This window comes from Streptomyces sp. NPDC001002 (genome assembly GCF_053599215.1).
On the sequence record NZ_JBSFLV010000045.1, the window covers coordinates 44956 to 71935 of the forward strand.

Genomic DNA, 26980 nt, shown 5'->3' on the forward strand with positions numbered 1-26980 from the left:
CGTCTAGCGGGCGGCGGTGACGGCCGAGGCCACGTCCTCGTCCGCGTGCCCCTTCGCGATCGCCTCGTCCCACCGCTTCAACAGGCTTGCGGTGAGCGGCAGTTCCAGCCCCTGCCGGTCGGCGGCCTCCAGGGCGAGGGCCGCGTCCTTGCCCGCGTGGTGGAGCGGGAAGCCCGGGGCGAAGTCGTGGTCGACCATGGCGTGCCCCTTCGCGGTCGCGTAGGCGGACCCGAGCGGGCTCTCGGCGAGGGTGTCGAGGAACAGGTCGGGTGCCAGGCCGAGTGCCTCCGTGAGGCTGACGGTCTCCGCCATGCCTTCGACCAGGACGGCGAGCCAGTTGTTCAGTACGAGCTTGAACCGGCTGCCGTCGCCGAGGTGTTCGAGCCACAGGGTCCGTTGGCCGACGGCGTCGAACAGCGGCTGGACGCGGGGGCGCAGTACCGGGAGACCGGACGCGAGGACGAGCAACTCGCCGCGCTCCGCGGGTTGCGAGCTCCCGGACACGGGTGCGTCGACGAACCCCACGCGCCCTTCGGCGAGTTGGGCCAGGTGCTGGGTCGCGCCGACGCCGACCGTGCTCATCTGGATCCACACCGCGTCCGGGGCGAGGGTGGCCAGGGCGCCGTCGACACCGTTCATCGCGCTGTGGACGGCGGCCCCGTCGGTGAGCATGGTGATCAGGAACTCGGCGTCCTTGGCCGCCTCGGCGGGCGTGGAGGCGACCTGCGCGCCCTCGTCGGCGAGCGCCTCCGCCTTCTGCCGGGTGCGGTTCCACACCCGCACGGCGAATCCCGCGCGCAGCAGGTTCCGCGCGATGGGGGTTCCCATGACGCCGGTCCCGAGGACGGCGACCTTCGCGTTCGTGCTTGCGGTTTGCTTGTTCTCTGTCATCACACACGCTCCAAGGTGGAAGAAACAGGTGCGGCCGGACCGTGGTGGCGGGCCCCCACGGCGACGGTGGCCAACAGCGCCAGCACCACGGCGGTGAACCACGTCGTGGCGTTCCCCAGGCTCATGAAGAGGCTGGCGACGCCGAGTCCGACGGGCAGCAGGGCCAGTCCGAGGTAGGAGGCGAGGAACAGGCCGGCGAGGGCCTCACCGCGCTGGGCCGGGGCGGCCGTGGCGGCCACGTGCCCGACGGCCGACTTGAACAGCACCCCGGCACCCGCTCCGGCGAGGACGCCGGCCAGCAGGAACACGGGCAGGCCCGCGAGATGCATGCCGATCGCGAGTACGGCCATCCCCGCGGCCTGGGCGCCAAGGCCGACGTACCAGCGCGTCCGGTCGCCGAGCCGGCCGGTGCCCGTCTGGGCCGCGGCGGCGGCACCGAACACCGCGAACACGACCAGCCCCGCCAGCGCGTGGGACGGGTGGTGCAGGGTGCCCGCGACGAATCCGGGCGCCACCGAGGTGAACAGGCCGAACACGGCCATGGACGTGAAACCGGCCGCGGCCGCGGCGAGGTATCCGCGATCACTGTGGGCCACGCCGACCCGCTGCGGCCGGTACGCGGGCCGCACGGCCGGCTTCCGGACCGTCTCGGGTGTCAGAGCGACGGCGGCGACACCGATCAGCAGCAGTACGACGAAAACGGCGTACGGCAGTCGCAGCGGCGCCCCCAAGTACTCGGCGAGCACACCCGCGGCCAGCGGCCCTACGCCGAGGCCGCCGATGTTGGCCGCGGTCGACACGATCTCGAACCGTCGCGTCGAGGCGCCGGGCCGGTGCGCGGCGTGCAGCTCGTGCAGATAGGCCGTCGCGGTCGCCGTCAGCATGCCCACGCCGAGGCCGGTGACCAGCCGGGCGACGATCAGGACGGGCAGCGAGGCGGTGGACAGGAACAGCACGGCGGCGAGCAGTTCCAGCGCCAGCGCGGAGATCAGGACCTTCTTGCGGCCCAGCCAGTCCGACACGTGCCCGGCGAGCAGCAGGCTCGTCAGCACGCCGACGGCGTAGACGGCGAACACGACGGTCACCGTGAACGTGGAGAACCCGTCGCGGGCCTGGTACAGCGGGTACAGCGGGGTGGGGACGGTGGAGAACGCCATCGCCGTCACGAACACCGCGGCGACCGTCCAGAAGCCGCTGCCGTACCGGCGGACGGTGTGCGGAGCCCGGGCGGCTCCGTCCTTCGGGGTGGGCGCGGGATCCGTGCGCGGACCCTTGGCCGACGTCGACAACATCACAGCACTCCGATCCCTTGACGGTGGATTCCGTCGGCGGCGGACCGGCCGGCCGGTGTGGAACCGACCGGTCCTGGTTCACCGCCTGTTGTTTCCAACATGCGGGCGGAGTCGTTGTTTCCCGTTCGGCGGAGATGGTTGGAGATGGCGGTTATCTGTTTCAGCGATGGCCGCGACCGTCCGGCACAGCACGGCCCTCCTACCGGGGCGGCCTCACCTCGACTGCCGCATGATCCAGTCGCGGATGCCCGGGATGGTGTAGGCGATGCGCCAAGTGCCCATGTGGGCACTGGTGTTGGAGCCGGTCGGGACGGTCGTGCCGGTCTGGAAGGAGGCGTAGTTGACCGGGGCTTTCTGCGCCTTCAGATGGCGGACGTCGGCGGCGAACTGCGCGTCCGTGGACTGGCCGTCCCACGCGGCGGTGGCGACCTTGGTGCCCTGGTCCTTGATGACCTGGGTGATGGCGTTCTCGCCGGGGAATGCCTTGTCGTCGTCCTGGGAGACGACGATCCAGAGCTTCTTGTCGGCGAGCGGGGCGGCCACGTCGGAGGGCCACTGGCCGGCGACGATGTACGCGGCCGCGAACAGGTCCGGGTACTTGATGTTCAGGCCCAGCGACATCATGGCGCCCATCGACTGGCCGGTCGTGTAGCGGCGGTTCTCGTCGATGGCGTACCTCTCGGTCACCGCCTCGACGAGGTGGGCGGTGGCGTCGAACAGCGACGAGGGTACGTAGGTGTCGTCGACGACCACCGAGCCGTACTCGGGGGCGAGGACGAAGCACTCGTGCTTGGCCTGGTCGTCGGGGCCCGCCCAGCACACGGCGCCCAGTCCCTGGACGAGCGGTCCCTCGGTGGCGACGTTGACGACGCTCGCGTCGTGCATGAACAGCACGAGGGGGTAGCGCTTGCGGCGGTCATGGCCCTTCGGGATGAAGAGGTTGTACCTGAGGGTCTGGCCGGTGGCGGGGTCCTCGAAGGTGAACTGCTCGAAGTCGTCGACGATCAGGTTCACCACGGCACTTGTCGTCAGCGTGGTGTCGACGGCCGCGTAGCGGGTCCCGCGGGTCGTGGTGACGGTGCCCTTCTGGACGACCGAGGCCTTCGCCGCCACGATCGTCCCGCCCGGCGTGCTGTCGCCGACCTTGGGCCCGCCGCCCGGTGCGCTGCCGGAACTGCTCGGGCTGGGGCTCGGATTGGCGCTGGCACTAGAGCTGGCAGTGGGTGTGCCCGTCGGGGTGCCGGAGCCGCCCTGCTGAGTCACCCACAGCGCCGCCGCCGTGTCGTCGGGAGACAGTTCGACGATGACGTAGCGGCCGTCCCTGCCCCGCTCGGCGAGGTCGATCGCGGTGTTCGCGTAGACCTTGGTGACCGTCCTGTCGGTGACGGCGAACGTCGACGTCGACAAAGAGGAGTTGTCGATGCCGCGGTCGTACTCGACGGCGACGGCTATGAGCTTCTGACCGTCGCCGAACACCTTCGTGATCGCGGTGACACCGCGGATGTGCTCGGCCGTGGAGGCCTCTTCGGCGGGTGCGGCCGCCGCGCTGAAACCCCCTGCGCCGAAGGTCGCCGCCCCGGCCACGGCCGCGGATCCGGCCGCCACTGATCCGGCGATAAACGTACGTCGTTCCACCAAAACACACACTCCTAGTTTCGAATCGACCGGCGATGACGGAAACGTTAGGAAAATCGACTTGGGGAAAGCTGTGCGAAATTTCGCCATGCTGCGGCGGAACCATTCTTTTTCACAGGTTACGCAGAGGTTTCCTGGTCATGCGCGGTAGTCAGAACGCGCAAGCTCAGATTTCACGACGCGCGCTATGTGACCGCCAACTCCCCTTGCACCATCGGGTGTCTTCCGGATCCCGAACGTGAAGGAGAGTTGTGCATTCCATGGCTGAGAACGCGAAGAACGGTGAAAAGCAGGACGGCCCGCTGCGTCGCCGCTCGTTTCTCAACGGTTCGCTCGCCGCGGCGGTGGCGGCCACGTCCCTTGCGGGCGGTACGGCGACCGCGCGGGCGGCCGACCGGGAGGCGGACCGCGGCGGCGGCTCCGCGGTGCTGAAGGCGGGCGCCGGACGGGCCGCGATCGCGTTCCCGGCCTCGCTCCTCCCCCTCGACGGCTTCACCACCGTCCACGACGACCTGCACGTGCGCGTGCTGCTGTTGGAGAGCGGTTCCCGCCGCGTCGCGCTCGCCGTCCTGGACCTGACGTCGATCAGCGCGGAGGCGATCGCCGCCATGCGGACCATCATCTCCGCGGCGGCCGGCGTGGCCACGGCCGACATCGTCGTGACCGTCACGCACACCTTCTCCGCGCCGCATGTGCAGGCCGCGAGCAGCGGCAGCGGGGCGGCGCAGTACGTGGAGCAGATCAAGACGGCGACCTCGACGGCGGTCGCGGCGGCGGTTTCAGGACTCCGGCCCGCGCGGGTCGGCCACGGCACCGGCACCTGCGATGTGAACGTCAACCGGGACGTCCGTACCGCCGACGGCTGGTGGCTGGGCACGGGCGAGAGCGGCCCGTCCGACAAGAGCGTGGGCGTGACCCGCATCGACGACACCGCCGGCAGGCCGATCGCCGTCCTGGTCAACTACAGCGTCCAGTCTTCCGTGATGATGGAGTCGGTCATGGCCAGCGGCGACCTGCCAATCACTGCCGACCTCGCTGGGGCGGCGGCCGGGCACGTGGAGGAGCAGTACGGGGACGACGTCGTCGGGTTCTTCCTGGTCGGCTCGTGCGGCGACCAGTCACCGGCGTTCCGCTCCAAGCGCTACACCATCGACAAGGACCTCAAGTGGTCCCAGGTCGACGCCCAGGACGCCGGCTGGATCCTGCTCACGGTGCAGGGTGAGCGGCTCGGCACGGAGGTGGTCCGGGTCAGCGAGACCATCAGGACGTCCACCGTCGGCGCGTCTCAGCTCCGCCTGCTGACCGACTCCGTCACGGTCGACACGGTCCCCGGCGGCCACCCCACCGCACCGACGAAGACCTACGACTTCACCCCGACCGGCACGGCCCCCGTCCCGATCTGGATCCTCCGCCTCGGCGAGGGCGTCCTCGTCGGAGTCTCCCCGGAACTGTCCACGGACACCGCCCTCACCATCAAGGCGCATTCCCCCTTCAAACACACCGCGGTCATGTCGATGCTGGAGGGCGGCGCCAAGAACATGGCCGAATCCCGAAGTTATGCCCGCATCACGTACGAGGCGATGGATTCGTCGTACGCGAAGGGCTCGGCGGAGACGGTGGCGGAGAAAATCGGCGAGATCCTGCATTCCCTATGAGGAAATCACCGACCGCACCTCACGACAAAGGCTCCACCGACAAAGACCCTCCACGCAAAAGGGCCCTCACAGGCTCTCGCCCGTGAAGACCCTTCACACCGTCGGGACGACAGGATTTGAACCTGCGACCCCTTGACCCCCAGTCAAGTGCGCTACCAAGCTGCGCCACGTCCCGATGCGACACACGCGGAGAAACGCGTGATCACGCGGACAGTACTTTACCGCACGCCGCCGGCCGCTCCGAAGGGGGCAGGGGGCGCGCGACACTTGGCGTATGAGTACTACGGGACGCGGCAGGGACGCAGCGCCGGACGAGGTCTCCGACCGGCGCGACCGGGACGCCGACGGGCGGGCGCGCAACGCCCGGCCGCGCGACGGGCTCGGGCGGCCGCTGCCCTACGGCGCGGCCGGGGTGGAGCGGCAGCCCGAGGGCGTCGTACGTCCACCGGAGCGGTCCGTCGTCGAGGCGCAGGAGCTGCTCTCGGCCGGGAAGCCCTTCCACGCGCACGAGGTGTTCGAGGACGCCTGGAAGTCGGGGCCCGAGGAGGAGAGGGCGCTGTGGCGGGGGCTGGCCCAGCTCGCGGTGGGACTCACGCATGCCGCGCGCGGCAACCTCACCGGCGGCGTCCGGCTGCTGCGACGGGGCGCCGGAGCGGTGGAGGAGTGGGCGTCGGACACGGGACGGCAGCGGCCGTACGGGATGGATCTCGCGGGACTGGCCGTGTGGGCCCGGGAGTTGGCGGACGACGTGGAGCGCGGCGGCGAGAGTGTGGACGCGGGGGCGCGGGCCCCTCGGCTGCGGGGGTGAGTGCTTGCGGAGGTAAGTGCTGGCGAAGGTAGGTGTCTGCGCAGGTACGCGCAGGTCCCGGTGTCTGTCCGCACAGACGCGGTGCACTCGTTGTCAGTGGTGTACGGCAGACTCGGGGGCGTGCGAAAGATTCATGTCATCGGTATCGGCGCGGGCGACCCCGACCAGCTGACCCTGCAGGCGGTCAGGGCGTTGCGCGGCACGGACGTGTTCTTCGTCCTGGACAAGGGCGAGGTGAAGAGCGATCTGACCCAGTTGCGCCGGGACATGCTCGACGCGCACGTGCCGCAGGGGTCGTACCGGGTGGTGGAGGCCCGCGATCCGGAGCGGGATCGGGCCGCCGGGGGTGCCGCGTACTCCCCCGCCGTCGGGGACTGGCGCAGTGCCCGTGCCGCCATCTACCAGCGGCTCATCGCCGAGGAACTGGGCGAGGAGGAGAGCGGCGCGTTCCTGGTGTGGGGGGATCCCGCGCTGTACGACAGCACGCTCGGGATTCTTGAGGAGATCCTGGAGCGGGGCGAGGTGGCCTTCGAGTACGACGTCGTTCCCGGGATCAGCAGCGTCTCGGCGCTGGTCGCCCGGCATCGGACGGGGCTCAACCGGGTCGCCGGGTCGGTCCAGATCACCACCGGGAGGCGGCTCTCCGAGGAGTTTCCGGAGGGGGTGGATGATGTCGTTGTGATGCTCGACGCGCACCAGGCCTTCCGGCGGTACGCCGATCAGGACATCGACATCTACTGGGGCGCGTACATAGGCACCCCGGACGAGATCCTCGTCTCCGGGCCGATCGCCGAGGCCGGTCCGCGCATCGAGCGGCTGCGGGCCGAGGCGCGGGAGCGCAAGGGCTGGATCATGGACACCTATCTGCTGCGCCGGAATCCCGACCGGAAGTAGCGGTTGTTGTGCCCGCGACGCCGGGCTGATCCGAACGACAGCCCCCAAGAGTAAATTCCGCCACCCGAGCGGTCCCGCAACGCGTGCGTCTCCGGCAACCCGGTGGGATCGTGACCTCGTGACAGTGACCGAGGACACCGCACCGCCCGCCGCCTCGCAGCCGCCGGTGCTGGACGCGCGCCGCCGCAACATCGTCTTCGTGACGATCATGCTGGGCATGCTCCTTGCGGCCCTGGACCAGACGATCGTGGGCACGGCCCTGCCGACGATCGTGTCGGACCTCGGCGGCGCGGAGCACATGTCGTGGGTGGTGACCGCGTATCTGCTCGCGGAGACCGTGTCGACCGTGCTGGTCGGCAAGTTCGGTGACCTGTTCGGCCGCAAGGTGGTCTTCCAGGTCTCGGCCATCGTCTTCATCTCGGGCTCGTTCCTGTGCGGTCTCTCCACCAACATGACGCTGCTGATCGCCTGGCGCGCGGTCCAGGGCATCGGCGCCGGTGGCCTCATGGTGACCGCCATGGCGCTGATCGCCGACGTCATCCCGCTGCGCGAACGCGGCAAGTACCAGGGCGCGATCGGCGCGGTGTTCGGCGTCGCCACGGTCATCGGACCGCTGCTCGGCGGTCTGTTCACCGACCATCTCACCTGGCGCTGGGCGTTCTACGTCAACGTGCCGATCGCGATCGTCGTCGTCGCCGCGGCCGCCCGCACCATCCCGGTGGTGAAGTCGGTGTCCCGGCCGGTCATCGACTACATGGGCATCGCGCTGGTCGCGGTCGGCGCGAGCGCGCTGATCCTGGCGACCAGTTGGGGCGGCAACGAGTACGCGTGGGGTTCGCCGACCATCATCACGCTGTTCGTCGGCGGCGCGATCGCACTGGGCCTGTTCTGCTGGGTGGAGACCCGGGCCAAGGAAGCGATGCTGCCCATGCGGCTGTTCGCCAACCCGGTCTTCACGGTGTGCTCGATCCTCAGCTTCATCGTCGGCTTCGCCATGCTCGGCGCGTTGACGTATCTGCCGACCTATCTGCAGTACGTCGACGGCGACTCGGCCACGGTCTCCGGCGTGCGGACGCTGCCGATGGTGATCGGGCTGCTGATCGCGTCCGTCGTCAGCGGCAACGTGGTCAGCAAGACCGGGCAGTACCGCTATTTCCCGATCGTCGGCTCCGTGGTGATGGGCGTCGGCCTGTATCTGATGTCCCTCATGGGGCCCTCCAGCGGTGCGTGGCTGGAGTCGCTGTACATGTTCGTGCTCGGCACCGGGATCGGCCTGTCCATGCAGGTCCTGACGATCGCGGTACAGAACACCGTCGACTACGCCGACCTCGGCACGGCGACCTCCGGTGTCACCTTCTTCCGCACGCTGGGCAGTTCCTTCGGCACCGCGGTCTTCGGCACGATCTACGCCAACTCCCTCAAGCCGAACCTCTCCGAGGGCATCGCCAACGCCGCGCGGGTCGGCGGCACGGACCCGGCCACCCTCACCAAGGCGGCGAGCAGCCCAGAAGGCCTGCACAAACTGCCCTCGGCCACAGCCGCCCCGATCGTCAACGCCTACGCGGACACGCTCCAGACGGTCTTCCTGTGGACCGTGCCGGTCGCGGTCGTCGGGTTCGTGGTCGCGCTCTTCCTCAAGCAGGTCCAGCTACGCGACAGCGCCCGGGCGGGCTCCACCGACATGGGCGAGGGGTTCGCGTCACCGCGCGGCGGCGACTCGCAGCGGCTGCTCGAAGCGGCGGTCGGGAAGATCATCGGCAGCACGGACCTGGACACCGCCCGGCGGATCATCACCGACTCCGACACCCGGCTGGACATCGCCGGGGCCTGGGCCGTGATGCAGGTCGAGCTGTACACGCGGATGGTGGGCCACTCCAGCCTCGGACTGATCGCCGCCCGCCGGCATCTGCCGCCGGAAGTACTGCTGCCGGTCTTCGACCGCATGGTCTCGGAGGGCTATCTGACCCGCGACGGCTCCCTGCTCTCCCACACCCCGGCGGGCGAACGCGAGGCCACGGTCATCGGCGACGCCTGGGGCAAGTGGCTGGAGGAACGGGTGCAGCAGGACGTCGGCCGCCCGTCCGGCACCGACCTGCGAGCAGCGGTGGACACGATCGCCAAGCGCCTGCTGGTCGAGGACATGTCCACCGGACTGCCGCAGAAACAGCCGGAGTTGGCGTCGAGCAAGTCGACGTAGCAATCCGGACGGGCACCACCCCGTCCGCGCTCCCGTTCAGGGCGAGTTGGGCCCGTCGAGCCCCAACCGCCCCAGCACACCCGCCACATCGGCCACCGCACGCACCCCCTCCGGCAGCGGTGGCCGCCGTACGACCACCACGGGCAGGCCGAGTTCACGCGCGGCCGTCAGCTTGGCGGCGGTCGCCTCTCCCCCGCTGTCCTTCGTCACCAGTACGTCGATGCGGTGTTCCCGCAGCAGCGCGGTCTCGTCGGCGACGGCGAACGGCCCGCGGGCCAGCAGCACTTGGGTGTCCGGCGGCAAGGGCGGCTCGGGCAACTCCACTGACCTCACCAGGAAGTGACGGTCAGTCACCCCGGCGAAGGCCGACAGCCCGAGTCGTCCCGTGGTCAGGAACACCCGTCTCCCGAACCCCTGCAATGCCTCCGCCGCGTCCGCCAGGGACGCGACCAGGTGCCACCGATCCGCAGGTCCTGCGAGCCACCCCGGGCGGCGCAGCACCACCACCGGCACTCCGGTCGCCGCGCCGGCCCGCGCGGCGTTCTCGGTGATCGCGGCGGCGAAGGGATGCGTGGCGTCGACGACGGCGTCCACATGCTGCTCCCGCAGCCAGTCCGCCAGACCCTCCGACCCGCCGAACCCCCCGATCCGCACCTCCCCGTCCAGCTCCCCGGGCCGAGCTACCCGCCCCGCCAACGACGTCGTGACCCGCACGCCGACGCGCGCCACGAGCACACCGGCGAGTTCGCGGGCCTCGGTGGTGCCGCCGAGGATCAGGACGTGCGGGGACATGCGTGCGAGCGTACGAGGTCGTTCGCGGGGAGGCCGCACCGGGACGCTCGCGCGATCGGCCCGCCGAACACTATGAACAGAACGATCTCCGCCATGGCTCCCCCGCCCGCTCCCTATTTAGCATCGCCGCGCACGGCGCGACGCTGCGTCGGCGTTGGACGAGGAGAGCCGCCTTGGACAGTTGGAGAACACGCGCACGGGATTGGCGTCGAGCGGGAGTCGTCGCCACCGCGACGGTCGCGCTCCTGGGGACCATCGGCGGAGCCCCGCCGGCCCGGGCGGCCGCCCCGCCGCCGGCGGTCGCGACCTGTCCGGCCGAACTGGTCGGCAAGGCCACCTGCTACACCGGCCAGGACAAGAACGGCGCCTTCTACGCCATCGCCGTCCCCAAGGACTGGAACGGCTCCCTCGTCGTCCACGCCCACGGCGGCCCCGACCTCGGCAACACCTCCGACCCGCAGCGCAGCGTCGACGACCTGACCCGCTGGTCGGTGATGGTCGAGGAGGGGTACGCCTGGGTCGGCTCGTCCTACCGGCGGGGCGGCTACGGCACCCGGATGGCGGCCGAGGACACCGAGAACTCACGCCAGTTGTTCGTCAAGGAGTTCGGCAAGCCCCGGCGGACCTATGTGCACGGCCAGTCGTGGGGCGGGGACGTCGCCGCCAAGGTCGTCGAGACGTACGGCAAGAAGCACGGGCGGTACGACGGGGCGCTGCTCACCAGCGGGGTCCTCGGGGGCGGGTCCCGGGGGTACGACTACCGCGTCGACCTGCGCGTGGTCTATCAGTACTACTGCCAGAACCACCCCCGTCCGACCGAGCCGCAGTACCCGCTCTGGCAGGGTCTGCGCGCCGACTCGACGATGACGTCCGCCGGGCTGCGCGCACGCCTCCAGGAGTGCACGGGATTCGAGTCGGCGCCCGCCGAGCGGACCGCGCTCCAGCAGCGGAACCTCGACGACATCCTCGCCGTCACGCGCCTGCCCGAGCGGACGCTGGAGTCGCATCTGCGGTTCGCGACGTTCACCTTCCGGGACATCGTCCACAACCGCCTCGGCGACCGGAACCCGTTCTCCAACCAGGGCGTCCGGTACACCGGTTCGCACGACGACAAGGCGCTGAACGCCGGTGTCGAGCGCTTCAGCGCGGACCCGACCGCCGTACGCGATCTGTCCTACGACAGTGACCTCACCGGCAAGATCTCCATCCCGGTGCTCACGATGCACGCGATCGACGACCCGACGGCGTTCGTGGAGCACGAGGCGGCCTACCGGGCGACGGTCGAGGGCGCCGGCCGGGAGCGGTACCTGGTGCAGACGTTCACGCACGAGTCGGAGCACAGCGCGCTGAGCGACTCCGAGTACGCCAACGACATCTCGGCGCTGGACCGTTGGGTGCGGACGGGCAAGCGGCCGACGGCCAAGTCGATCGCGGGTTCGTGTGCCGCCTTCGACCAGACTTATGCCACCGGCTGCTTCTACGACGCCGGGTACCACCCCGCCGCGTACGCCACGCGCGTGCGGCCGCGGCCGGGTGGGCTGCGCTGGCCCGCGATGACGGCGGCGCAGGAGAAGGCGTGGAGCAGGATCCCGGGGGTCGGGATCGCGCCCTAGATATGACATGCCAGTGGCCCCCGTGCACCTGCACGGGGGCCACTTCGTCTTCGTACGCTCGTCAGCCCTGGCGGGCCTTGAAGCGAGGGTCCTTCTTGTTGATCACGAACACCACGCCCTTGCGGCGGACCACCTGGGCGCCGGGCTTGTTCTTCAGTGAACGCAGGGACTTGCGTACCTTCATCGTTGTGCTCTCCTCGTCACACGCGCCGATTCGAGGTCGGCGCCGGGTCGCGGTCAGCTCTGGGCGGCCGTCGCCCGGCCGTAGCGGCGCTCGAAGCGCTCCACTCGTCCTGCGGTGTCCACGACCCGGGTGTTGCCGGTGTAGAAGGGGTGGGACGCCGAGGAGATCTCGACGTCGATCAGGGGGTACGTCCGACCGTCCTGCCACTCGATCGTCTTCGCCGAGTCGGCGGTGGAGCGGGTCAGGAACGTGACGTCCGCGGCACGGTCACGGAAGACGACGAGCCGGGTGTCGGGGTGGATGCGGGGCTTCATGGGATGTCCTTCCTGGGGCGCCGGGCGACGCGTCGGGCGGGGTGCTCGACGCGTCGCGCCTGTGGTGCGGCCGAGCCGGTGGTTCAGCGGGTCTCGCGGAACTCGACGTGCGCCGCGGCGACCGGGTCGTACTTGCGCAGGACCAGTCGGTCGGGGTCGTTCTGGCGGTTCTTGCGGGTCACGTAGGTGATGCCGGTTCCGGCCGTCGACCTCAGCGTGACCACGGGACGCGCCTTGCTGCGTGCCATGAAGTCCTCCCTTCGCCCACGCCACGGATCGCTGATCCGGGCATGTCAATCACAGCCTGTCCAACAACGCCTCCCCCCTTCGCATTCCCGAGCCGTCGGTGCAGGTCGAAGGGGGTGCCCGGGGGGAGAGACACCGGGTCAGCGCAGCAACAGTTGAAGCCCGCCGACGATCGTCGCCGCGATCACGAGTTGTTCGAAGAGTCGCTGGTTGATTCGGTTCACAGCCCATTTGCCGATCAACGCACCGGGCACGACGAACGCCACGAGCGCCGCGTCAAGGAGCAGCGAGTTGCCGTCGATCAGACCGAGACCGGCGCTGAAGGGCACCTTGGTGACGTTGACGATCAGGAAGAAGAACGCCGAGGTCCCGAGGAAGCCCAGCTTCCGGAAGCCCGCGGAGAGCAGGTACATCGACATCACCGGACCGCCCGCGTTGGCGACCATCGTGGTGAAGCCGCCGAGCACGCCGTACGAGCGGGCCTTGATCCGGCCGGACCTGGTGGCCACCGAGTCGGGTTCCGCGTCGGCCTCCGCGGTGCGCCGCCGCCAGAGCGTCACGCCCGCCATCAGCAGCAGGATCGCCCCGATCGACGTCCGTACGATCTGGTCGTCGGCCCAGATCAGGAACACCGTCCCGGCCACCACGCCCGCCGCGACCGCCGGGAACAGCCGCCACAGCGTCGGCCAGTGCGCGTGCCGCCGGTAGGTCAGCACCGCGAGCACATCGCCGGCGATGAGGATCGGCAGGAGTACGCCGGTGGAGGCGCGGGCGGGCAGGACCGCCGCGAAGATCGCGAGGCTCACCGTGTTGGCCCCGCTCACCGCGGTCTTCGAGAAGCCGACGAGGAGAGCGGCCGCGGCGAGGGCGGCGAACTCCCAGCCGGTTATGTGCCAGAGCGTCATCGTGTCCATGCGAACACCGATGCTATGCGCACGTATCCGGCCGCCGTAAGGAGCGTCTCGCGGGTTGGTCCGTACCGGTGGCCGTTTAACTAGCCAGTATTGGGCTGTGGACGTCCGTTCCACCTCTGAGAAGATCCCCTCGGGAGCTTCGCCGACGCAGCTGGAGGAGACATGGCCGACGTCCGCGAACACGTCCTGGACGGCGTCAAGGGCAGGATCGTCGTCACCGAGTGGGCCGCAGAGCGCCCTCGGTACCTCGCCCTCGTGCTGCACGGGTACGGCGAGCACATGGGGCGGTACGAGGAACTGGCCGGGGTGCTGGTGCGGCACGGGGCCGCCGTGTTCGGACCCGATCACGCCGGACACGGCAGGTCGGCGGGCGAGCGGGTGCTGATCGAGGACTTCGAGGACGTGGTCACCGACGCGCACGCCGTGGCGGACCTGGCCCGGTCCGCGTACCCCGGCGTCCCCCTCGTCCTGGTCGGGCACTCCATGGGCGGCCTGATCGCGGCCCGCTACACCCAGCGGTACGGCGACGAGCTCGCCGCGCTCGTGCTGTCCGGTCCGGTGATCGGCGACTGGCCGCTGCCGGAGCGGCTGCTGGCCCACGAGGAGATCCCCGACACGCCGATCAACCCGGCGGCGCTCTCCCGTGATCCCGCGGTCGGCGCGGCGTACGCGGCGGATCCGCTGGTCTGGCACGGGCCGATGAAGCGGCCCACGGTGGAGGCGTTCGCGCGCACCCTGGAGACCGTGTCGAAGAGCGGTGCGGTGGGCCGCCTTCCGCTGCTGTGGCTGCACGGGGACGACGACCGGCTGGTCCCGCTCGCCGGGAGCCGCGTCGGTGTCGAGGAGCTGCGGGGTCTCGGGCTGCTCACCTCGCGGGTCTACGCCGGCGCCCGGCACGAGGTCTTCCACGAGACGAACCGGGCGGACGTCTTCGCCGACCTGACCCGTTTCCTGGACGGCGTCCTCGCCCCGCGCTGACCTTGCCGCGTTTGCGCCGATTCGCTCCGGGCACCCGCTGCGGGACACACGCGATGAAGGAGAGGCCCGTATGACTGTCGTCAAGAGCGCACTTCCCGAACCGGCCCGCGGGATCGCCGGGGACGCCCTGCAAGGCACCCTCGTGGATCTGCTCGGGCTCTCCCTGATCGGGAAGCAGGCGCACTGGAACGTCGTGGGCCCGCGGTTCCGCTCGATCCATCTGCAGCTGGACGAGGTGGTCGACACGGCCCGCTCGTACGCCGACACGGTGGCGGAGCGGGCGGCCGCGCTCGGGGTGTCACCGGACGGCCGGCCCGAGACGATCGCGGCCGCGTTCACGCTGCCGAGCCCGAAGGACGGCTGGCAGCAGGACACCGAGGTCGTGGAAGTGATGGTGGCATCGCTGGGGGCCGCGATCGGCCGACTGCGCGAGCGCATCGCCGCGACCGACGAGCCCGACCCGGTCACCCAGGACCTGCTGATCTCGATCACCGCCGACCTGGAGAAGCAGCGGTGGATGTTCGAGGCGGAGAACTGGCCGCGCGACAACTGACCGACCGGCCCGCCTTGTTGGCCGTCCCGATCTGTCGGGTGGCCCGTCCTGCTGGGTGGCCCGTCCTGTTGGGGTGACCTCAGGTGCTCACCCCAACAGCCAACCCCCGTCCACGCTCAACTCCACCGCGTTGACCGACCGGTTGCGCAGCAGGAAGTCCGTGGCGTCCACCACGTCGGCCAACGTGGCCAGTCGACCGGTCGGGGTCGCGGCGCGCGGACCGGCCAGGACCTCCTCCGGCTTCGCCCGCCAGTAGGGGCTGTCTCCCACGACACCCGGGTGGACGGCGTTGACGCGGATCGGGGCGAGTTCGACGGCGAGGGTGTGCACCAGGCCCCGTATCCCCGCGTTGACGGTCGCCACGGTCGTCGCGCCGGGGTAGGGGCGTTCCTTCGCCTGGCCGCCGAAGAGGACGATCGCGCCCTCGTCGTCCATGCGCGGGCGCATCACGTGCACGACCTCGGTGTAGCCGACGAGTTTGAGCGTGACGAGGTGCAGGGCGGCGGCGATGTCGTAATCGGTGACCCGGTTCTCGTCGCGGGAGACACCGGCGAGGACGAGGTGGTCGACGTGTCTGACGTCGGCCAACGCGCCCGCGATCCCCTCCGGTTGGGCCAGGTCGAGCGCGAGGCCGCGGGCGCCGATCTCCTTGGCGACCGTGCCGGCGCGGTGGGTGTCACGGCCGGTGAGGACGACCTCGTCGCCCCGCTCCGCGCGGACCCGGGCGAACTCGCGGCCGATCCCGGACGTGCCGCCGACGACCAGAACACTGCTCATGGATCCAGGATCTCCTTCAGGTAGTCCCAGTCACGGGTGAAACGGTAGGAGTGGCGGGACGGCGGCTGCGGTGCCTGGGTCTCCAGCCAACGCAGCGGCCCCTGGCCCGAGTTGGCGAAGCCGTGCACGCAACCGGCGCCCGCCCAGGCGCAGTCGCCGGGCCCGAGCCGGTACCGCTCGCCGTCGAAGACCGCCTCCGCCTCGCCCTCCAGGAACAGGTACGTCTCCTCGAAGGGGTGGTCGTGGCTGCCGGCGATCCCGTCGGGCGCGTACTGCACCATGAACATCGTCGAGGCGACCGCGCCGAGTTCGCCGTCGACCAACATCTTCACCGTGATGCCGCTGTAGACGAGCAGGGCGGTTCGCATGCTGGCGGAGACCGCGAGGAGGTCCTGGGACTGCTTGCCCGGGTCCATCTGCGCCGGTTCGAAGTGGCCGAAGGAACGGGTGCGCGGGTCGCGGACGTCGATGCGGACGGGGTCGCGGGCGGGCAGCGCGGGCACGGGCCGGGTGTCGTGGCCGTAGCGCGCCCGCGGGACCGGGGCCAGCATGTCGGCCCAGCGTGCGACCGTGTCCCCGGCGCCGCGCCAGGCGTGCGGGACACCGGTCGGCAGGAGCCCGTAGTCGCCCTCTTCGAGGAGGTACGAGCTCTCGGGCACGTCCAGGATCACGGTCCCGTCGAGCACGTGGAAGCTCTCCTCGTACGAGTGCACATGCGCCGACACCCCGCCGTCCGGCCGGAGTTGGCAGACGCCGAAGCCGGTGTGGACGCTCCCGTCGTCCTCGCCGACCAGTGCGCGTCGCCGGTATCCGTGGGCGTCGTAAGGGAGTTCGGGCAGGTCGGCGGCCCTGCGCACGAGATGCCTGGTCATGCGGTCCGCTTCGCCTCCTTCGCCGCGAGGAGGCGGTCACGGGACTCCTCGACGAGCCTGCGGGCGCGGGCGACGTCGGCCGTGAGCTTTCCGTCGCGCTTGTGGACCACGCCGTCGACGATGACGGTCTCGACGTTGGACACGTCGGCCGACAGGGTCACCGCGGTGACCGCGTCGTGCAGCGGGGCGACGTTCAGCGCGGTGGCGTCGATCGCGACGACGTCGGCGCGCTTGCCGGGAGTCAGGGAACCGGTGCGGTGTTCGAGGCCCGCGACATGCGCGCCGCTCAGCGTCGCCGCCTCCAGCATCTGACGCGCCGTCAACATCGTGTCGGGTACCGGCACATCGGCCTGCCAGCTCGCGGCGTTGACGCGCGCCCGCTCGGCACCGAAGGCCGCGCGGATCTGGGTGAACATGTCGCCGGGCACGGTGGTCACGACGTCGATGCTCAGCGAGGGCCGCAGCCCGTACTCGATCGCCTTCATCACCGGCGGCCAGCCGTGCCCCATCTGCGTCTCCACCTGCGGCGCGATGGAGACCGTACCGCCGCTGTCGGCGACCATCCGCCACTCCTCCTCGCTGAGGTAGCAGCAGTGGACGTAGGTCGTGTCCGGGCCCAACAGCCCGAGTCCGTGGAGCTGTTGGACCATGCCGTAGCGCCCTGCCAGGCGGCCCATCGCCACGTGCACGGTGATCGGGATGTCGAGCTCGCGGGCCAGGGCCCATTCGGCGGTGACGACGTCGTTGACGCAGAAGCCGGGGCCGCGGGTGGCCAGGCCCATGGTCAACAGGCCGTCGTCGGACGGGAAGTGGGCGGCACGGATGCGGCGGACGTCGTCCCCGGGGATGGCGATCTTGCTCTCGAACCAGTAGTCGGCGAGGGAGGTGTTGGCGCTGCCGTACGCGTACTGGGCGCGGATGCCGGTCTCCGTGAGCGCCTCGATCGCGGCGTCCGGATGCTCGGGGGTGTTGTTGATGTGGGACCAGTCGACGAGGGTCGTGATGCCCGCGTTGAGGCACTCCAGGGTGCCGGCGAGGTTGGCCGCGTACACGTCGTCGGGGGTGTAGAGCGGGGCGAAGGTGTCGAGGATGTCGACGAAATAGTCGTCCAGCGTGGCGTCGGGGGCGACGCCCCGGATCGAGGCCTCCCAGGTGTGCCGGTGGGTGTCGACGAAACCGGGGATCAGGATGCGGCCGGTCATGTCGAGCATCTCGGCGTCGGCGCTGATCTCCCGCTGCACGGCGGTGATTTGGCCGTCCTCGATCAGGATGTCCCCCTCGGGCAGGTCCCCGATGGCGGGGTCCATGGAGACGATGTGGCCCGCGCGCAGGAGCAGTCGATCGGTCATCGCGCTTCCTCCCAGGGAAGGTCGGGGTTTTCTCAGTAGGCGGCGAGGTGGCGGACCGCCGCCACGACCTTGTCGACGGTGGGGATGACCCGCTCCTCCAGCGCGTCCGCGAACGGCAGCGGGACGCACTCCCCCGCCACCCGGCGCACCGGCGCGTCCAGCAGGCCGAACCCCTCGTCGGCGACGACCGACACGAGGGTGGCGCCCCAGCCGCCCTGGTACGGGTTCTCCTCGACGGTGACGAGCCGCGAGGTCCGGCTCAGGGAGGCGAGGACGGTGGTGGTGTCCAGGGGCACCAGACAGCGCAGGTCGACCACTTCGGCCTCGATGCCCTCGGCCGCGAGGAGTTCGGCGGCCGTCAGCGCCACCGGAACCATGGAGGCGAGGGCGACCAGGGTCACATCGGCGCCCTCGCGGACGACGGCGGCGCGGCCCAACTCGACGACGTGACCGGGTGGTGGAGGCGTTCCCTTGCTCGCGAGCAGCCCCTTGTGCTCGAAGAAGACGACCGGGTCGTCGCTGCGGATCGCCGCCGCCATCATGCCGACGACGTCGGCGGGCGTCGCCGGTGCCGCGATCTTCAACCCTGGGACGGTGAACGCCCAGTTCTCGGTGGCCTGCGAGTGCTGCGCGCCGAAGCCGAGGCCGCCGCCGTTGGCGGTGCGCACGACGAGCGGGACGGTGACCTGACCACCCGTCATGTACCGCACCTTGGGTATCTCGTTGGCGAGGTAGTCCCAGCAACAGGCCAGGAAGTCGGAGAACATGATCTCGGCGACCGGCCGCATCCCGGTCATCGCGGCCCCCATCGCCGCGCCCACGATGGCCTGTTCGGAGATCGGCGTGTCCCACACCCGCTCGGGCCCGAACTCCTCGAAGAGCCCGGCAGTCGTCTTGAACACCCCGCCCGCCGCCCCGATGTCCTCCCCCAGGCACACCACGGCCGGATCCCGTCGCATCTCCCGCGCGATGCCCTCGGCGACGGCCGCCCGGTAGGTGATCACGTCCGCCATGCCGCACCTCCGTCCGCCCATACGTCGGTGAGCGCGTCGCGCGGATCCGGCGCGGGCGCGTTCTTCGCCGCCTCGACCGCCCGCTCCACGACGTCACGCGCGCGGGCGTCGGCCTCGGCGACCGTCTCCTCGGACACGCCCAGCTCGACCAGCCGGCCGCGCGCGAGGTCCAACGGGTCGTGCTTGAGCCAGCGTTCGACCTCCTCGGCCGGTCGGTAGGCGGCCGGGTCGGCGCGGCTGTGCCCGAAGTGCCGGTAGGTCTCGGCCTCAAGGAGGGCGGGCCCGTCTCCTGCCCGGGCCCGCCGGGCGAGGCGGGCGACCGTGTCGCGGACGGCGACGACGTCGTTGCCGTCGACGGTCTCGCGGGGCAGTCCGTAGGCGGACGCCCGGTCGGCCGCGGGCCGGGCCACCGCGGTGACGTCGGCGATCGCGGTGTACTCCATGTAGAGGTTGTTCTCGCAGACGAACAGCACGGGCAGCTTCCATACGGCGGCCAGGTTGAGGGCCTCGTGGAAGGCGCCGATGTTGGTGGCGCCGTCACCGAAGAAGGCGACCGCGAGCTGTCCGGTGCCGCACAGTCGGGCCGACCAGGCCGCGCCGACCGCCATCGGGAGGTGGGCGCCGACGATCGCGTAGGAGCCGAGCATGCCGGTGGACGCCTTGGTGAGGTGCATGGAGCCGCCCTTGCCCCCGCACAACCCCGTGGCCCGGCTCATGAGTTCGGCCAGGCACTCTTCAGGGGTGGCGCCCCGGGCCATGGCGTGATGGTGGCCGCGGTAGGTCGCGAAGACGTAGTCGTCCTCGCGCAGAGCGGCACTCGCGCCGACCGCGATCGCCTCGTGTCCGGCGGCGAGATGGGTGGTGCCCTTGACCAGGCCGGACAGGAACAGGTCGTGGGCGGCCTTCTCGGTACGCCGGATGACGGCCATCTGCTCGTAGAGGGCGAGGAGTTCGGCCGCGTCCATCAGCGTGTCCCGTCCGCGAAGCCGGTGTTGAGGTGGGACTGTGCCTCACGCCGGGTGTTGAGCTCACCGCCGACGGTCCAGTACTTGCGGCCCGCGACCAGCAGTTCCTCCGCCGGGAACTTGGTGATGACCTCGCAGCCGTCGGCGGTGACGACCAACTCCTCCTCGATCCGGGCCGCGGACCAGCCGTCGGCGGCCGGCCAGTAGGTCTCCAGGGCGAACACCATGCCCTCCTGGAGGACTTCGGGGTGGTCGAGGGAGACGAGCCGGCTGAAGATGGGCTTCTCCCAGATCGACAGGCCGACCCCGTGGCCGTACTGGAGGGCGAAGGCCGCCGTCTCGTCGGCGAACCCGAACTCCTCGGCGCGCGGCCAGACTTGGACGATGTCGGCGGTGGTGGCGCCGGGCCTGACCAGGGCGATGGCCCGGTCCATGTACTCCCGGCAGCGGACGTACGCGTCGCGCTGGGCGCCGGAGGCGCTGCCGACGGCGAAAGTGCGGTAGTAGCAGGTGCGGTAGCCGAGGTGGCTGTGCAGGATGTCGAAGAAGGCGGGGTCGCCGGGGCGGATCAGGCGGTCGCTGTAGACGTGCGGGTGGGGTGAACAGCGTTCTCCCGAGATGGCGTTGACGCCTTCGACGTACTCGCTGCCGAGGTCGTAGAGGGTTTTGCTGACGAGTCCCACGCACTCGTTCTCGCGCACACCGGGCCGCAGAAAGCCGTACAGCTCCTCGTAGGCCGCGTCGACCATCGCGCAGGCCTGGGTGAGCAGGGAGATCTCGTCGCGGGTCTTGGTGCGGCGGGCCTCCAGGAAGACCTGCTGGCCGTCGACGACGTCGATGCCCTCGGCGCGCAAGGCGGCCAGCACGGGCATCTCGGCCACGTCGATGCCCAACGGCTCGCCCGCCAGGCCGTGTTCGCGCAGTTCGGCGGCGATCTTCGCGGCCACGTCCTCCGCGATGCCCGCGTCCGGGTGGAAGGCACCGCGCAGGGTGGAGATGCCGGCGCGGGCGCCGGTGGGCGGGCCGTCCTTGCCGTCGCTGTAGTCCAGCCACGGGTTGTAGAGCTGGTGGTGGCGGGCGGCGGAGCCGAAGTCCCAGACGATCGGCTCGCCGCCACGCACCAATAGGGCGAAGCGGATCAGCTTGTCGATCGCCCAGGTGCCGATGTGTGTGGCGGTCATGTAGCGGATGTTGGCGAAGTCGAAGCTGAGCACCGCGCCGAGCGACGAGCGGTTCAGCGAGTCGTGCAGCCGGGACAGCCGCTCCGTGCGGAGCCGGTCCAGGTCGATGCGCTCTTCCCAGTCGACGGCGTTGGGTCCGAATGTGCGGATCGTCATGGCGACCACCCCCGCTTCGGAGTGAACGACCGGGGCCGACGGGTGTCAAGTGTTACTGAACAGTTGGCCCGTGCTGCTGAACGGTTTGGCTGAACACGAACCAGACGCCCACGGCCGGTTCGGCGCCGTCGTTGCGGTAGCGGTGCGGGGTCGTGGACTCGAAACAGACGGCGTCGCCCGGACCCAGCGTGTACTCGTCGAAGCCGAGGGTCAGGACGAGTTCGCCGGAGGTCAGACACCCGTACTCGGTGCCCGCGTGCCGCATGAGGCCGCCCGAGCTGGAGGAGGAGCCGCCGGGCCGGTAGGTCACCTGGAGGAAGTCGACGTCCACGCCGGGCACATGGCCGAGCCGCTCCCACACCACGCCCGAGTCCAGCTCCAGCGTCTCCCGTTCACCCGGGGTGACCAGCGGGCCGATGCGCCGGCCGGGGTCGGCGGCGAAGGCGGCGAGGGCGTGCAGGACGGTGCCGGGGAGCGCGGAAGCCGTTGCCGAGGCGGGGACTTGAGTGGCCGCACCGATGTCGTCATGGCCGTCGAAGAGGGACTCCAGCGAGATCCCGAGCGCCGTGGTGATGGCGTACAGCGTGGCCACGGACGGCTGGCTCTTGCCGGTCTCGATCTGGGAGACCAGGCTCGCGGAGACGCCGATCTCGCGTGCCAGGGCGCGCAGGCTCATGCCCCTCGCCAGACGCGCGCGCCGGACACGGGCGCCGACGGGCGGCGGTGCGGCAGGAGACACGGCCACTCCCCTCAGGACCGAACGTGTGCAGCTCCATTGAACAGTACGCGCGCGATCGTGCGCAGAACTCCGTTGTCGTTGTTGGACGGCGCTATGTAGCGGGCCCTGGCGACGACGTCCGGGTGGGCGTTGGCCATCGCGAAGGACCAGTCGGCGGCGTCGAGCATCTCCAGGTCGTTGAGGTAGTCCCCGAAGACCATGGTCTGCGCGGGCGTGATGCCCAGTTCGCGCTGGAGGCCGCGCAGGGCGGCGCCCTTGTTGGCGGTGGGGTTCATGACGTCGGCCCAGTGCTCGCCCGAGACGACGACCTGGTGGGTCGTGGCGAACGGGGCGAGAGCCGGAGCGGTGGTCCGCTCGGCGGAGCCGAAGTCGTAGAGAGCGACCTTGAGGACGTCGTCGTCGATCACGGTGGCGTCCTCGACGACCTGGTTCTGGACGTAGTACCTGCGCACCTCGCCCAGGAACGCCTCGTCGGTCCGCTCGACGTACGCGGACCGCTTGCCGCAGATCACGGCTCCTACGTCCACGCCGTCGGCCACCGACTGCCGTACCGTCCGCACCAGTTCGGCGACCACGCCGGGTGCCAGCGGGTCCGAGCTGAGCTCCACGCCGTCGCGCACGACATAGGTGCCGTTCTCGGCGATGAACGCCATGCCCTCGGACACCTCGGCGAACTCCCGCGCCAGCGTGGCGTATTGGCGGCCGCTCGCCGGACTGAACAGCACCCCGCGCCGACGCAGCTCGGCCAGCGTCTCCCAGAGGCCGGGCGGGATCCGCTTGGCGTCGTCCAGGAGCGTGCCGTCCATGTCGGAGACGATCAGCCGGATGTCCGCGGGGCCGGTGGGGAGGTCGGTGACGAGGTGTGCGGGGGCGGAGGACATGACCTGCTTCCGGTGGGCGTGGACGGCGTCGCCGCCCGCTCCGGACGGCGCTTCCACCCTACGTGAGCCGGTCGAAGCCCAGGTCAGCCGCCCGAACGGATGAGTCCGGTCAGATACCGCCACAGCGAGGACCGGCGCTTGGCGCTCTGCTCGGGACCCTCGGACGCGTCCGGTGCGTCCGATACGTCTTGGGTGAGCGAGACGCCCGCCATGCGCGGCGGCGGGTAAGAGGTGACCGGCGCGGACAGCTCGTAGCGGACCGGCAGGGAGCGCAGGCCGCGCATGAACGGCGAGGAGCGCCAGGGCAGTTGATCGACGGGGAGGGCGAGTTCGAGGTGCGAGAACCGCTCGAAGAGCCGGCCGACGCCGGCCGCCGCGATCGTCGAGGCCAGCTCGCGGGCGGGGCACTGGCGGCGGCCCGCGCCCCAGGACAGGTGGGCGCGGCTGCTGATGGTGGAGGTGCCGGGTGCCGTCCGGTCGGCGAAGAGGGGGTCGGCGTGCGCGGCGGCGGAGGAGACCCACACGGGGTCACCGGCGTGGATGGTGTACCGGCCGAGCACGGTGTCCGCGGCGGCGAACCTCGGGACGAAGTTGACCAGCGGGGGCTTGCGCATGACCACGCGGTTCATGGTCTCCCGCACCATCCCGGCAGACAGCGCGGTGCGCACCCCGCCGTCGGCGTCCCCGGAGATGACCTCGACCACGGTGTTGGAGATGAGGATGCCGACGTGGTCGGAGGTCATGCCGAGCAGCATGAACAGCTCACGGGCCAGCTCGTCGACCGAGAGGTCGGGGTGGGCGGCCACCAGGTGGGAGGGGAAGTCGTCCGCGGGCTTCGCGATCTTCGAGGCGGCCAGTTCCTTCAGCGTGTGCAGCAGCCGGTCGAGGGCCGGTTCCGCGTCAGGGCCCGCGTCGAGCACCCGCCACATGTCCATCAGGGCGTCGTCGCCCTGGGAGCCGGGGAAACCGAGCAGATGGCTCGCCGCCATCAGCGGGAGCGGCCGGGAGAACTGGGCGGACAGGTCGGCCGCACCCGTGACACCGCCCTGCCCGAGCAGGCTGATCAGTTCGTCGGCGTAACCGGTGACGGCCGCCTTCAGCCGCTTCGCCTGCGGGTTGCGCGGGTCCTGGAAGGGCCGCAGCGCGGTGTCCCAGGCGGTGCGCAGCGCCGGGTAGCCGGGGCCGCCCTGGATCAGTACGTGGTTGACCTCCAGGGACGGGCCGAGCGGCCAGTCGGCGGGCACCCGGCCCTCCGTACGGGCCCGCCAGTTCTCCAGGCCCTTCGGCCAGCCGGCGTCGTCCTGGAGCACCTGGAGCGACTCGCGGTAGCCCAGCACCAGCCAGGCGGGCACGCCCAGCAGGTCGACCGGTGCCACCGGTCCGTGCCGGTCGCGCAGCCGCTCGTAGACGAGCGCGGGCCGGGTCTCGTAGTCCCGGGTCAGCAGGGGTTCGCGGGCCAGGGCCTCCAGTCGCGGACGGTCGGACACCGCGCCCCCTTCGTCGACCAGGTGGATCTCCATGCGTCAGCCGCCCCCTTCGACACCGCCGGCCTGCGGACGCGGGGGACGTTACCCCAGAAGTCCCACGTGTCACCGAGCGGGGGTACTGACCGGTAGCCGATCGTGATGTCGCCAACCCGCCGTCGGCGGACGGGGATTGACGGACCGGACGACAGGGTCCGGCGGACGGCTCGGGCAACGTGTTCGAGGCACGCGGTGACCTGCGCCGACGACCGCTCGGGCGTCACCCGTACGGGCCAGTGCGCTGGTGGGCCGGTGGGCCCGGTGGTGCGCTGAGGGGAGACCCGATCCTTCCAGGAGGCACCCGCCATGACCCGTCGTGCGTCCCGCCCCGTCCGTGTGTGCGCCGCCGCGCTGGCCGTGGGCACGCTGCTGACCACCGCGGCCTGCTCGGACGACGGCGACGGCGGCTCCACCGCTGCGGACGTCGCCGCCTCGTCCGTCACCGACGAGGCCCGCGCCGCCTCCCCGCTCGCCGCGCGGACGTCCGCCGCGCCGGCCCGGCTGACCGAGGCCGGGGCGCGGGCCGCGCTGATCACGGAGGCGGACATCGAGGACGCCTGGACGAAGGTCGACGACGCGGCGACCTGGCGGGAGAAGCTGCTGGTCGGCAAGGTCGACGTGGCCGGCTTCCTCACCGCGAGGACGAACGCGGCCGACTGCCAGAAACTCCTCGACGGCCTCTACGACGACGATCTGCTCGGCAAGCCCGCGGGCGCCTCCGCCCTCACCGGCTTCGAACAGGGCGACTCCCGTCTCCTCTACCAGGTCGCCGCCTACGACCGGGCCCCGCTGGCCGCCTCCCTGACCTGGCTGGGGACCCTGCCGGACAAGTGCGACCAGTTCACCGCGACGGACACCAAGGACGGGAAGCGGACGGTCCAGGTGATCGAGACCTCCGTGCCGAAGGAGGGCGACGCCCGGCAGGGGCTGCGCGTGACCGTGCAGGGCACCGTGAACGGCACGGCCACCACGCTCACCCTGGACGTCATGGCCGTACGCGTCGGCGACGACGCGATCACCGTCACCGCGGGCGGTCTCGACGGCGACGAGTCCGACTCCGCCGAGCAGGCCGTGAAGGAGGGCACGCCGCGCCTGAAGGACGTCCTGGCGGGGAAGACGCCCGCCGCGGACCCGGGCAACGACGACTGAGAACGCTCCCCCCTGTTCCCCTCAACCCCCTGCACCCCGATTCCCGGGACACGGTGATCACCGCGCGGCACAATGGCGACGAAGGCCGCAGGCGGTGCGAGGAGGAGCAGAGTCGTGAGTGAGAGCCACACCCCCTCGGGCGGATCGGCCAGGCTCAACACCGCTGTGGCGCACAACGCGCGCGTCTGGAACTACTGGATCGGCGGCAAGGACAACTACGCGGTCGACCAGCAGGTCGGCGAGCACGTCGCCGGGATGTTCCCGATCATCCGGGAGATCGCCCGCGCGGACCGCTGGTTCCTGGGCCGGGCGGTGCGGTTCCTGACCGAGGAGCGCGGGGTACGGCAGTTCCTCGACATCGGCACGGGGCTGCCGACCGCCGACAACACGCACGAGATCGCCCAGCGGATCGCGCCCGAGTCGCGGATCGTCTACGTCGACAACGACCCCATCGTGCTCGCCCACGCCCGCACCCTGCTGACCGGCACCGACCAGGGCGGCATCGACTACATCGACGCCGACGTGCACGACCCGGAGGCGATCCTCGAACGCGCCGCCGGGACCCTGGACTTCACCGAGCCCGTCGCCGTGATGATGCTCGGCATCCTGAACTTCGTCCTCGACACCGAGAAGGCCCGGGACATCGCCCGGCGGATCATGGCCACGGTCCCCGCCGGCAGCTACCTGGTCCTCACCCATCCCACCTTCGACGCCGAACTCGGCGGCGAGGGCCAGATCCCGGCGATGAAGTTCTGGAACGAGAACGCCACGCCGCCGATCACCGCCCGCAGCGGCACGGACATCGCCTCCTTCTTCGCGGGCCTCGACCTGCTGGAGCCGGGCCTGGTGTCCTGCTCGCGCTGGCGTCCCGAGGCCGACTCCCCGGCCGTGGTACCGCAGTTCGGCGCGATCGCCGTGAAACCCTGACGCGGGCCAGTACACCGGCCGAACCGTCGAGGAGAACGTATGACCACCCTTGCCGATCCCGTCCCCGGCGGACGCCCGGGCGACGTCGAGCGGGCCACCGCGCTGAGCGACGAACTGGCCGAGGGCGGGGTGCACGGGATCGTCCTCGCCTACGTCGACACCGCGGGCATCGGCCGGGTTAAGACGGTCCCGACAGCGAAGCTCGCCTCCGCCGCGGCCTGGGGCGTGGGCATGTCGCCCGTGTTCGACACGTTCCTCGCGAACGACTCGATCGTCACCACCGACGTCCTCGGCTCCCCCGACGGCGATCTGCGCATGTACCCCGACCTCGACCGACTCACTGTCCTGGCCGGGCAGCCCGGTTGGGCGTGGGCACCGGTGGACCGCCACGGCGGTCCGCAGCTCACGCCCGTGCGCGCTCACGACCACCGCGTCGTCCCAGGTCAGCCCGAGCCGCGCGAACGCGGTGGCGACGGACGAGA

The 26980-nt window shown here is 70.8% G+C and carries 26 protein-coding genes, 1 tRNA gene and 1 pseudogene; 10 read left to right on the plus strand and 18 right to left on the minus strand.

The annotated features are described in order from the left end of the window. Positions 1-3: 3 nt before the first annotated feature. The 3 genes from ACWDR3_RS21635 to ACWDR3_RS21645 all read right to left on the minus strand — a co-directional run bounded on the left by ACWDR3_RS21635 (position 4) and on the right by ACWDR3_RS21645 (position 3788). On the minus strand, positions 4-891 hold the full coding sequence (locus tag ACWDR3_RS21635) for an NAD(P)-dependent oxidoreductase (protein WP_450354140.1): 888 nt from the start codon (positions 889-891) through the stop codon (positions 4-6). Next, the gene (locus tag ACWDR3_RS21640; protein ID WP_450354141.1) at positions 891-2183 is read right to left on the minus strand and encodes an MFS transporter; all 1293 of its coding nucleotides are present in this window, start codon (positions 2181-2183) and stop codon (positions 891-893) included. Before ACWDR3_RS21640 ends, ACWDR3_RS21635 begins: the two co-directional genes overlap by 1 nt. 213 nt (positions 2184-2396) lie before the next feature. Beyond that, positions 2397-3788 (minus strand): alpha/beta hydrolase-fold protein, encoded by a 1392-nt coding sequence (locus ACWDR3_RS21645; protein WP_450354142.1) that lies wholly within the window; start codon positions 3786-3788, stop codon positions 2397-2399. A gap of 290 nt (positions 3789-4078) precedes the next feature. On the opposite strand from ACWDR3_RS21645, the gene ACWDR3_RS21650 reads away from it, so the two are divergent. Further along, positions 4079-5473: a hypothetical protein gene (locus ACWDR3_RS21650; RefSeq protein WP_450354143.1), complete on the plus strand. Its 1395-nt coding sequence runs from the start codon at positions 4079-4081 to the stop codon at positions 5471-5473. Positions 5474-5574: 101 nt separating this feature from the next. Here the strand turns inward: ACWDR3_RS21650 and ACWDR3_RS21655 are convergent. After that, positions 5575-5648 (minus strand) — tRNA-Pro (locus ACWDR3_RS21655). A gap of 99 nt (positions 5649-5747) precedes the next feature. On the opposite strand from ACWDR3_RS21655, the gene ACWDR3_RS21660 reads away from it, so the two are divergent. The 3 genes from ACWDR3_RS21660 (at position 5748) to ACWDR3_RS21670 (ending at position 9372) form a co-directional block, all read left to right on the plus strand. Beyond that, positions 5748-6281 carry a DUF309 domain-containing protein gene (locus tag ACWDR3_RS21660; RefSeq protein WP_450354144.1) on the plus strand — a complete coding sequence of 178 codons (534 nt, stop codon included), beginning with the start codon at positions 5748-5750 and terminating at the stop codon, positions 6279-6281. A gap of 120 nt (positions 6282-6401) precedes the next feature. After that, on the plus strand, positions 6402-7175 hold the full coding sequence (cobF, locus tag ACWDR3_RS21665) for a precorrin-6A synthase (deacetylating) (protein WP_450354145.1): 774 nt from the start codon (positions 6402-6404) through the stop codon (positions 7173-7175). Positions 7176-7293: 118 nt separating this feature from the next. Further along, positions 7294-9372: an MDR family MFS transporter gene (locus tag ACWDR3_RS21670; protein WP_450354146.1), complete on the plus strand. Its 2079-nt coding sequence runs from the start codon at positions 7294-7296 to the stop codon at positions 9370-9372. Positions 9373-9408: 36 nt separating this feature from the next. Here the strand turns inward: ACWDR3_RS21670 and ACWDR3_RS21675 are convergent, their stop codons facing one another. Beyond that, positions 9409-10164 (minus strand): cobalt-precorrin-6A reductase, encoded by a 756-nt coding sequence (locus ACWDR3_RS21675; RefSeq protein ID WP_450354147.1) that lies wholly within the window; start codon positions 10162-10164, stop codon positions 9409-9411. A gap of 245 nt (positions 10165-10409) precedes the next feature. Here ACWDR3_RS21675 and ACWDR3_RS21680 point away from each other — a divergent pair, with 245 nt between their 5' ends. Then, complete coding sequence (locus ACWDR3_RS21680) at positions 10410-11777, plus strand: DUF6351 family protein (RefSeq protein ID WP_450354165.1); 1368 nt, start codon at positions 10410-10412, stop codon at positions 11775-11777. A 61-nt stretch (positions 11778-11838) separates the two neighbouring features. Here ACWDR3_RS21680 and ykgO read toward each other — a convergent pair whose 3' ends face one another. From ykgO to ACWDR3_RS21700, 4 genes are all read right to left on the minus strand, one after another. Beyond that, on the minus strand, positions 11839-11961 hold the full coding sequence (ykgO, locus tag ACWDR3_RS21685; protein WP_124002110.1) for a type B 50S ribosomal protein L36: 123 nt from the start codon (positions 11959-11961) through the stop codon (positions 11839-11841). A 53-nt stretch (positions 11962-12014) separates the two neighbouring features. Next, positions 12015-12275: a type B 50S ribosomal protein L31 gene (locus tag ACWDR3_RS21690; protein ID WP_450354148.1), complete on the minus strand. Its 261-nt coding sequence runs from the start codon at positions 12273-12275 to the stop codon at positions 12015-12017. 83 nt (positions 12276-12358) lie between these two features. Continuing rightward, positions 12359-12523: a 50S ribosomal protein L33 gene (rpmG, locus tag ACWDR3_RS21695; RefSeq protein WP_124002108.1), complete on the minus strand. Its 165-nt coding sequence runs from the start codon at positions 12521-12523 to the stop codon at positions 12359-12361. A 138-nt stretch (positions 12524-12661) separates the two neighbouring features. Further along, the gene (locus ACWDR3_RS21700; protein WP_450354149.1) at positions 12662-13435 is read right to left on the minus strand and encodes a sulfite exporter TauE/SafE family protein; all 774 of its coding nucleotides are present in this window, start codon (positions 13433-13435) and stop codon (positions 12662-12664) included. Positions 13436-13597: 162 nt separating this feature from the next. Between ACWDR3_RS21700 and ACWDR3_RS21705 the strand changes: the two genes are divergently transcribed. Next, entirely contained in the window at positions 13598-14413 is an 816-nt protein-coding gene (locus tag ACWDR3_RS21705) for an alpha/beta hydrolase (RefSeq protein WP_450354150.1), read from the plus strand. A 70-nt stretch (positions 14414-14483) separates the two neighbouring features. Further along, entirely contained in the window at positions 14484-14966 is a 483-nt protein-coding gene (locus ACWDR3_RS21710; RefSeq protein ID WP_450354151.1) for a Dps family protein, read from the plus strand. Between the two features lie 87 nt (positions 14967-15053). Here ACWDR3_RS21710 and ACWDR3_RS21715 read toward each other — a convergent pair whose 3' ends face one another. From ACWDR3_RS21715 to ACWDR3_RS21755, 9 genes are all read right to left on the minus strand, one after another. Next, on the minus strand, positions 15054-15743 hold the full coding sequence (locus ACWDR3_RS21715; RefSeq protein WP_450354152.1) for an SDR family NAD(P)-dependent oxidoreductase: 690 nt from the start codon (positions 15741-15743) through the stop codon (positions 15054-15056). Beyond that, positions 15740-16615: a cupin domain-containing protein gene (locus ACWDR3_RS21720; protein ID WP_450354153.1), complete on the minus strand. Its 876-nt coding sequence runs from the start codon at positions 16613-16615 to the stop codon at positions 15740-15742. The genes ACWDR3_RS21715 and ACWDR3_RS21720 overlap by 4 nt, the downstream gene beginning before the upstream one ends. Then, the gene (locus tag ACWDR3_RS21725; protein WP_450354154.1) at positions 16612-17964 is read right to left on the minus strand and encodes an amidohydrolase family protein; all 1353 of its coding nucleotides are present in this window, start codon (positions 17962-17964) and stop codon (positions 16612-16614) included. The genes ACWDR3_RS21720 and ACWDR3_RS21725 overlap by 4 nt, the downstream gene beginning before the upstream one ends. A gap of 32 nt (positions 17965-17996) precedes the next feature. Then, the gene (locus ACWDR3_RS21730; protein ID WP_450354155.1) at positions 17997-18977 is read right to left on the minus strand and encodes an alpha-ketoacid dehydrogenase subunit beta; all 981 of its coding nucleotides are present in this window, start codon (positions 18975-18977) and stop codon (positions 17997-17999) included. Continuing rightward, positions 18965-19942, minus strand: a complete 978-nt coding sequence (locus ACWDR3_RS21735; protein ID WP_450354156.1) for a thiamine pyrophosphate-dependent dehydrogenase E1 component subunit alpha — start codon at positions 19940-19942, stop codon at positions 18965-18967. Before ACWDR3_RS21735 ends, ACWDR3_RS21730 begins: the two co-directional genes overlap by 13 nt. Continuing rightward, complete coding sequence (locus ACWDR3_RS21740) at positions 19942-21279, minus strand: M24 family metallopeptidase (protein WP_450354157.1); 1338 nt, start codon at positions 21277-21279, stop codon at positions 19942-19944. The genes ACWDR3_RS21735 and ACWDR3_RS21740 overlap by 1 nt, the downstream gene beginning before the upstream one ends. A gap of 52 nt (positions 21280-21331) precedes the next feature. Continuing rightward, the gene (locus ACWDR3_RS21745; protein WP_450354158.1) at positions 21332-22018 is read right to left on the minus strand and encodes a helix-turn-helix domain-containing protein; all 687 of its coding nucleotides are present in this window, start codon (positions 22016-22018) and stop codon (positions 21332-21334) included. 11 nt (positions 22019-22029) lie between these two features. Further along, positions 22030-22899 carry a Cof-type HAD-IIB family hydrolase gene (locus ACWDR3_RS21750; protein ID WP_450354159.1) on the minus strand — a complete coding sequence of 290 codons (870 nt, stop codon included), beginning with the start codon at positions 22897-22899 and terminating at the stop codon, positions 22030-22032. An 83-nt stretch (positions 22900-22982) separates the two neighbouring features. Then, entirely contained in the window at positions 22983-24419 is a 1437-nt protein-coding gene (locus tag ACWDR3_RS21755; protein WP_450354160.1) for a cytochrome P450, read from the minus strand. Between the two features lie 309 nt (positions 24420-24728). On the opposite strand from ACWDR3_RS21755, the gene ACWDR3_RS21760 reads away from it, so the two are divergent. The 3 genes and pseudogenes from ACWDR3_RS21760 to ACWDR3_RS21770 form a co-directional block, all read left to right on the plus strand. Then, positions 24729-25571: a hypothetical protein gene (locus ACWDR3_RS21760; RefSeq protein WP_450354161.1), complete on the plus strand. Its 843-nt coding sequence runs from the start codon at positions 24729-24731 to the stop codon at positions 25569-25571. A gap of 114 nt (positions 25572-25685) precedes the next feature. Then, positions 25686-26498 (plus strand): SAM-dependent methyltransferase, encoded by an 813-nt coding sequence (locus ACWDR3_RS21765; RefSeq protein WP_450354162.1) that lies wholly within the window; start codon positions 25686-25688, stop codon positions 26496-26498. A 39-nt stretch (positions 26499-26537) separates the two neighbouring features. After that, a pseudogene (locus ACWDR3_RS21770) lies at positions 26538-26980 on the plus strand (glutamine synthetase); the annotation flags it as partial.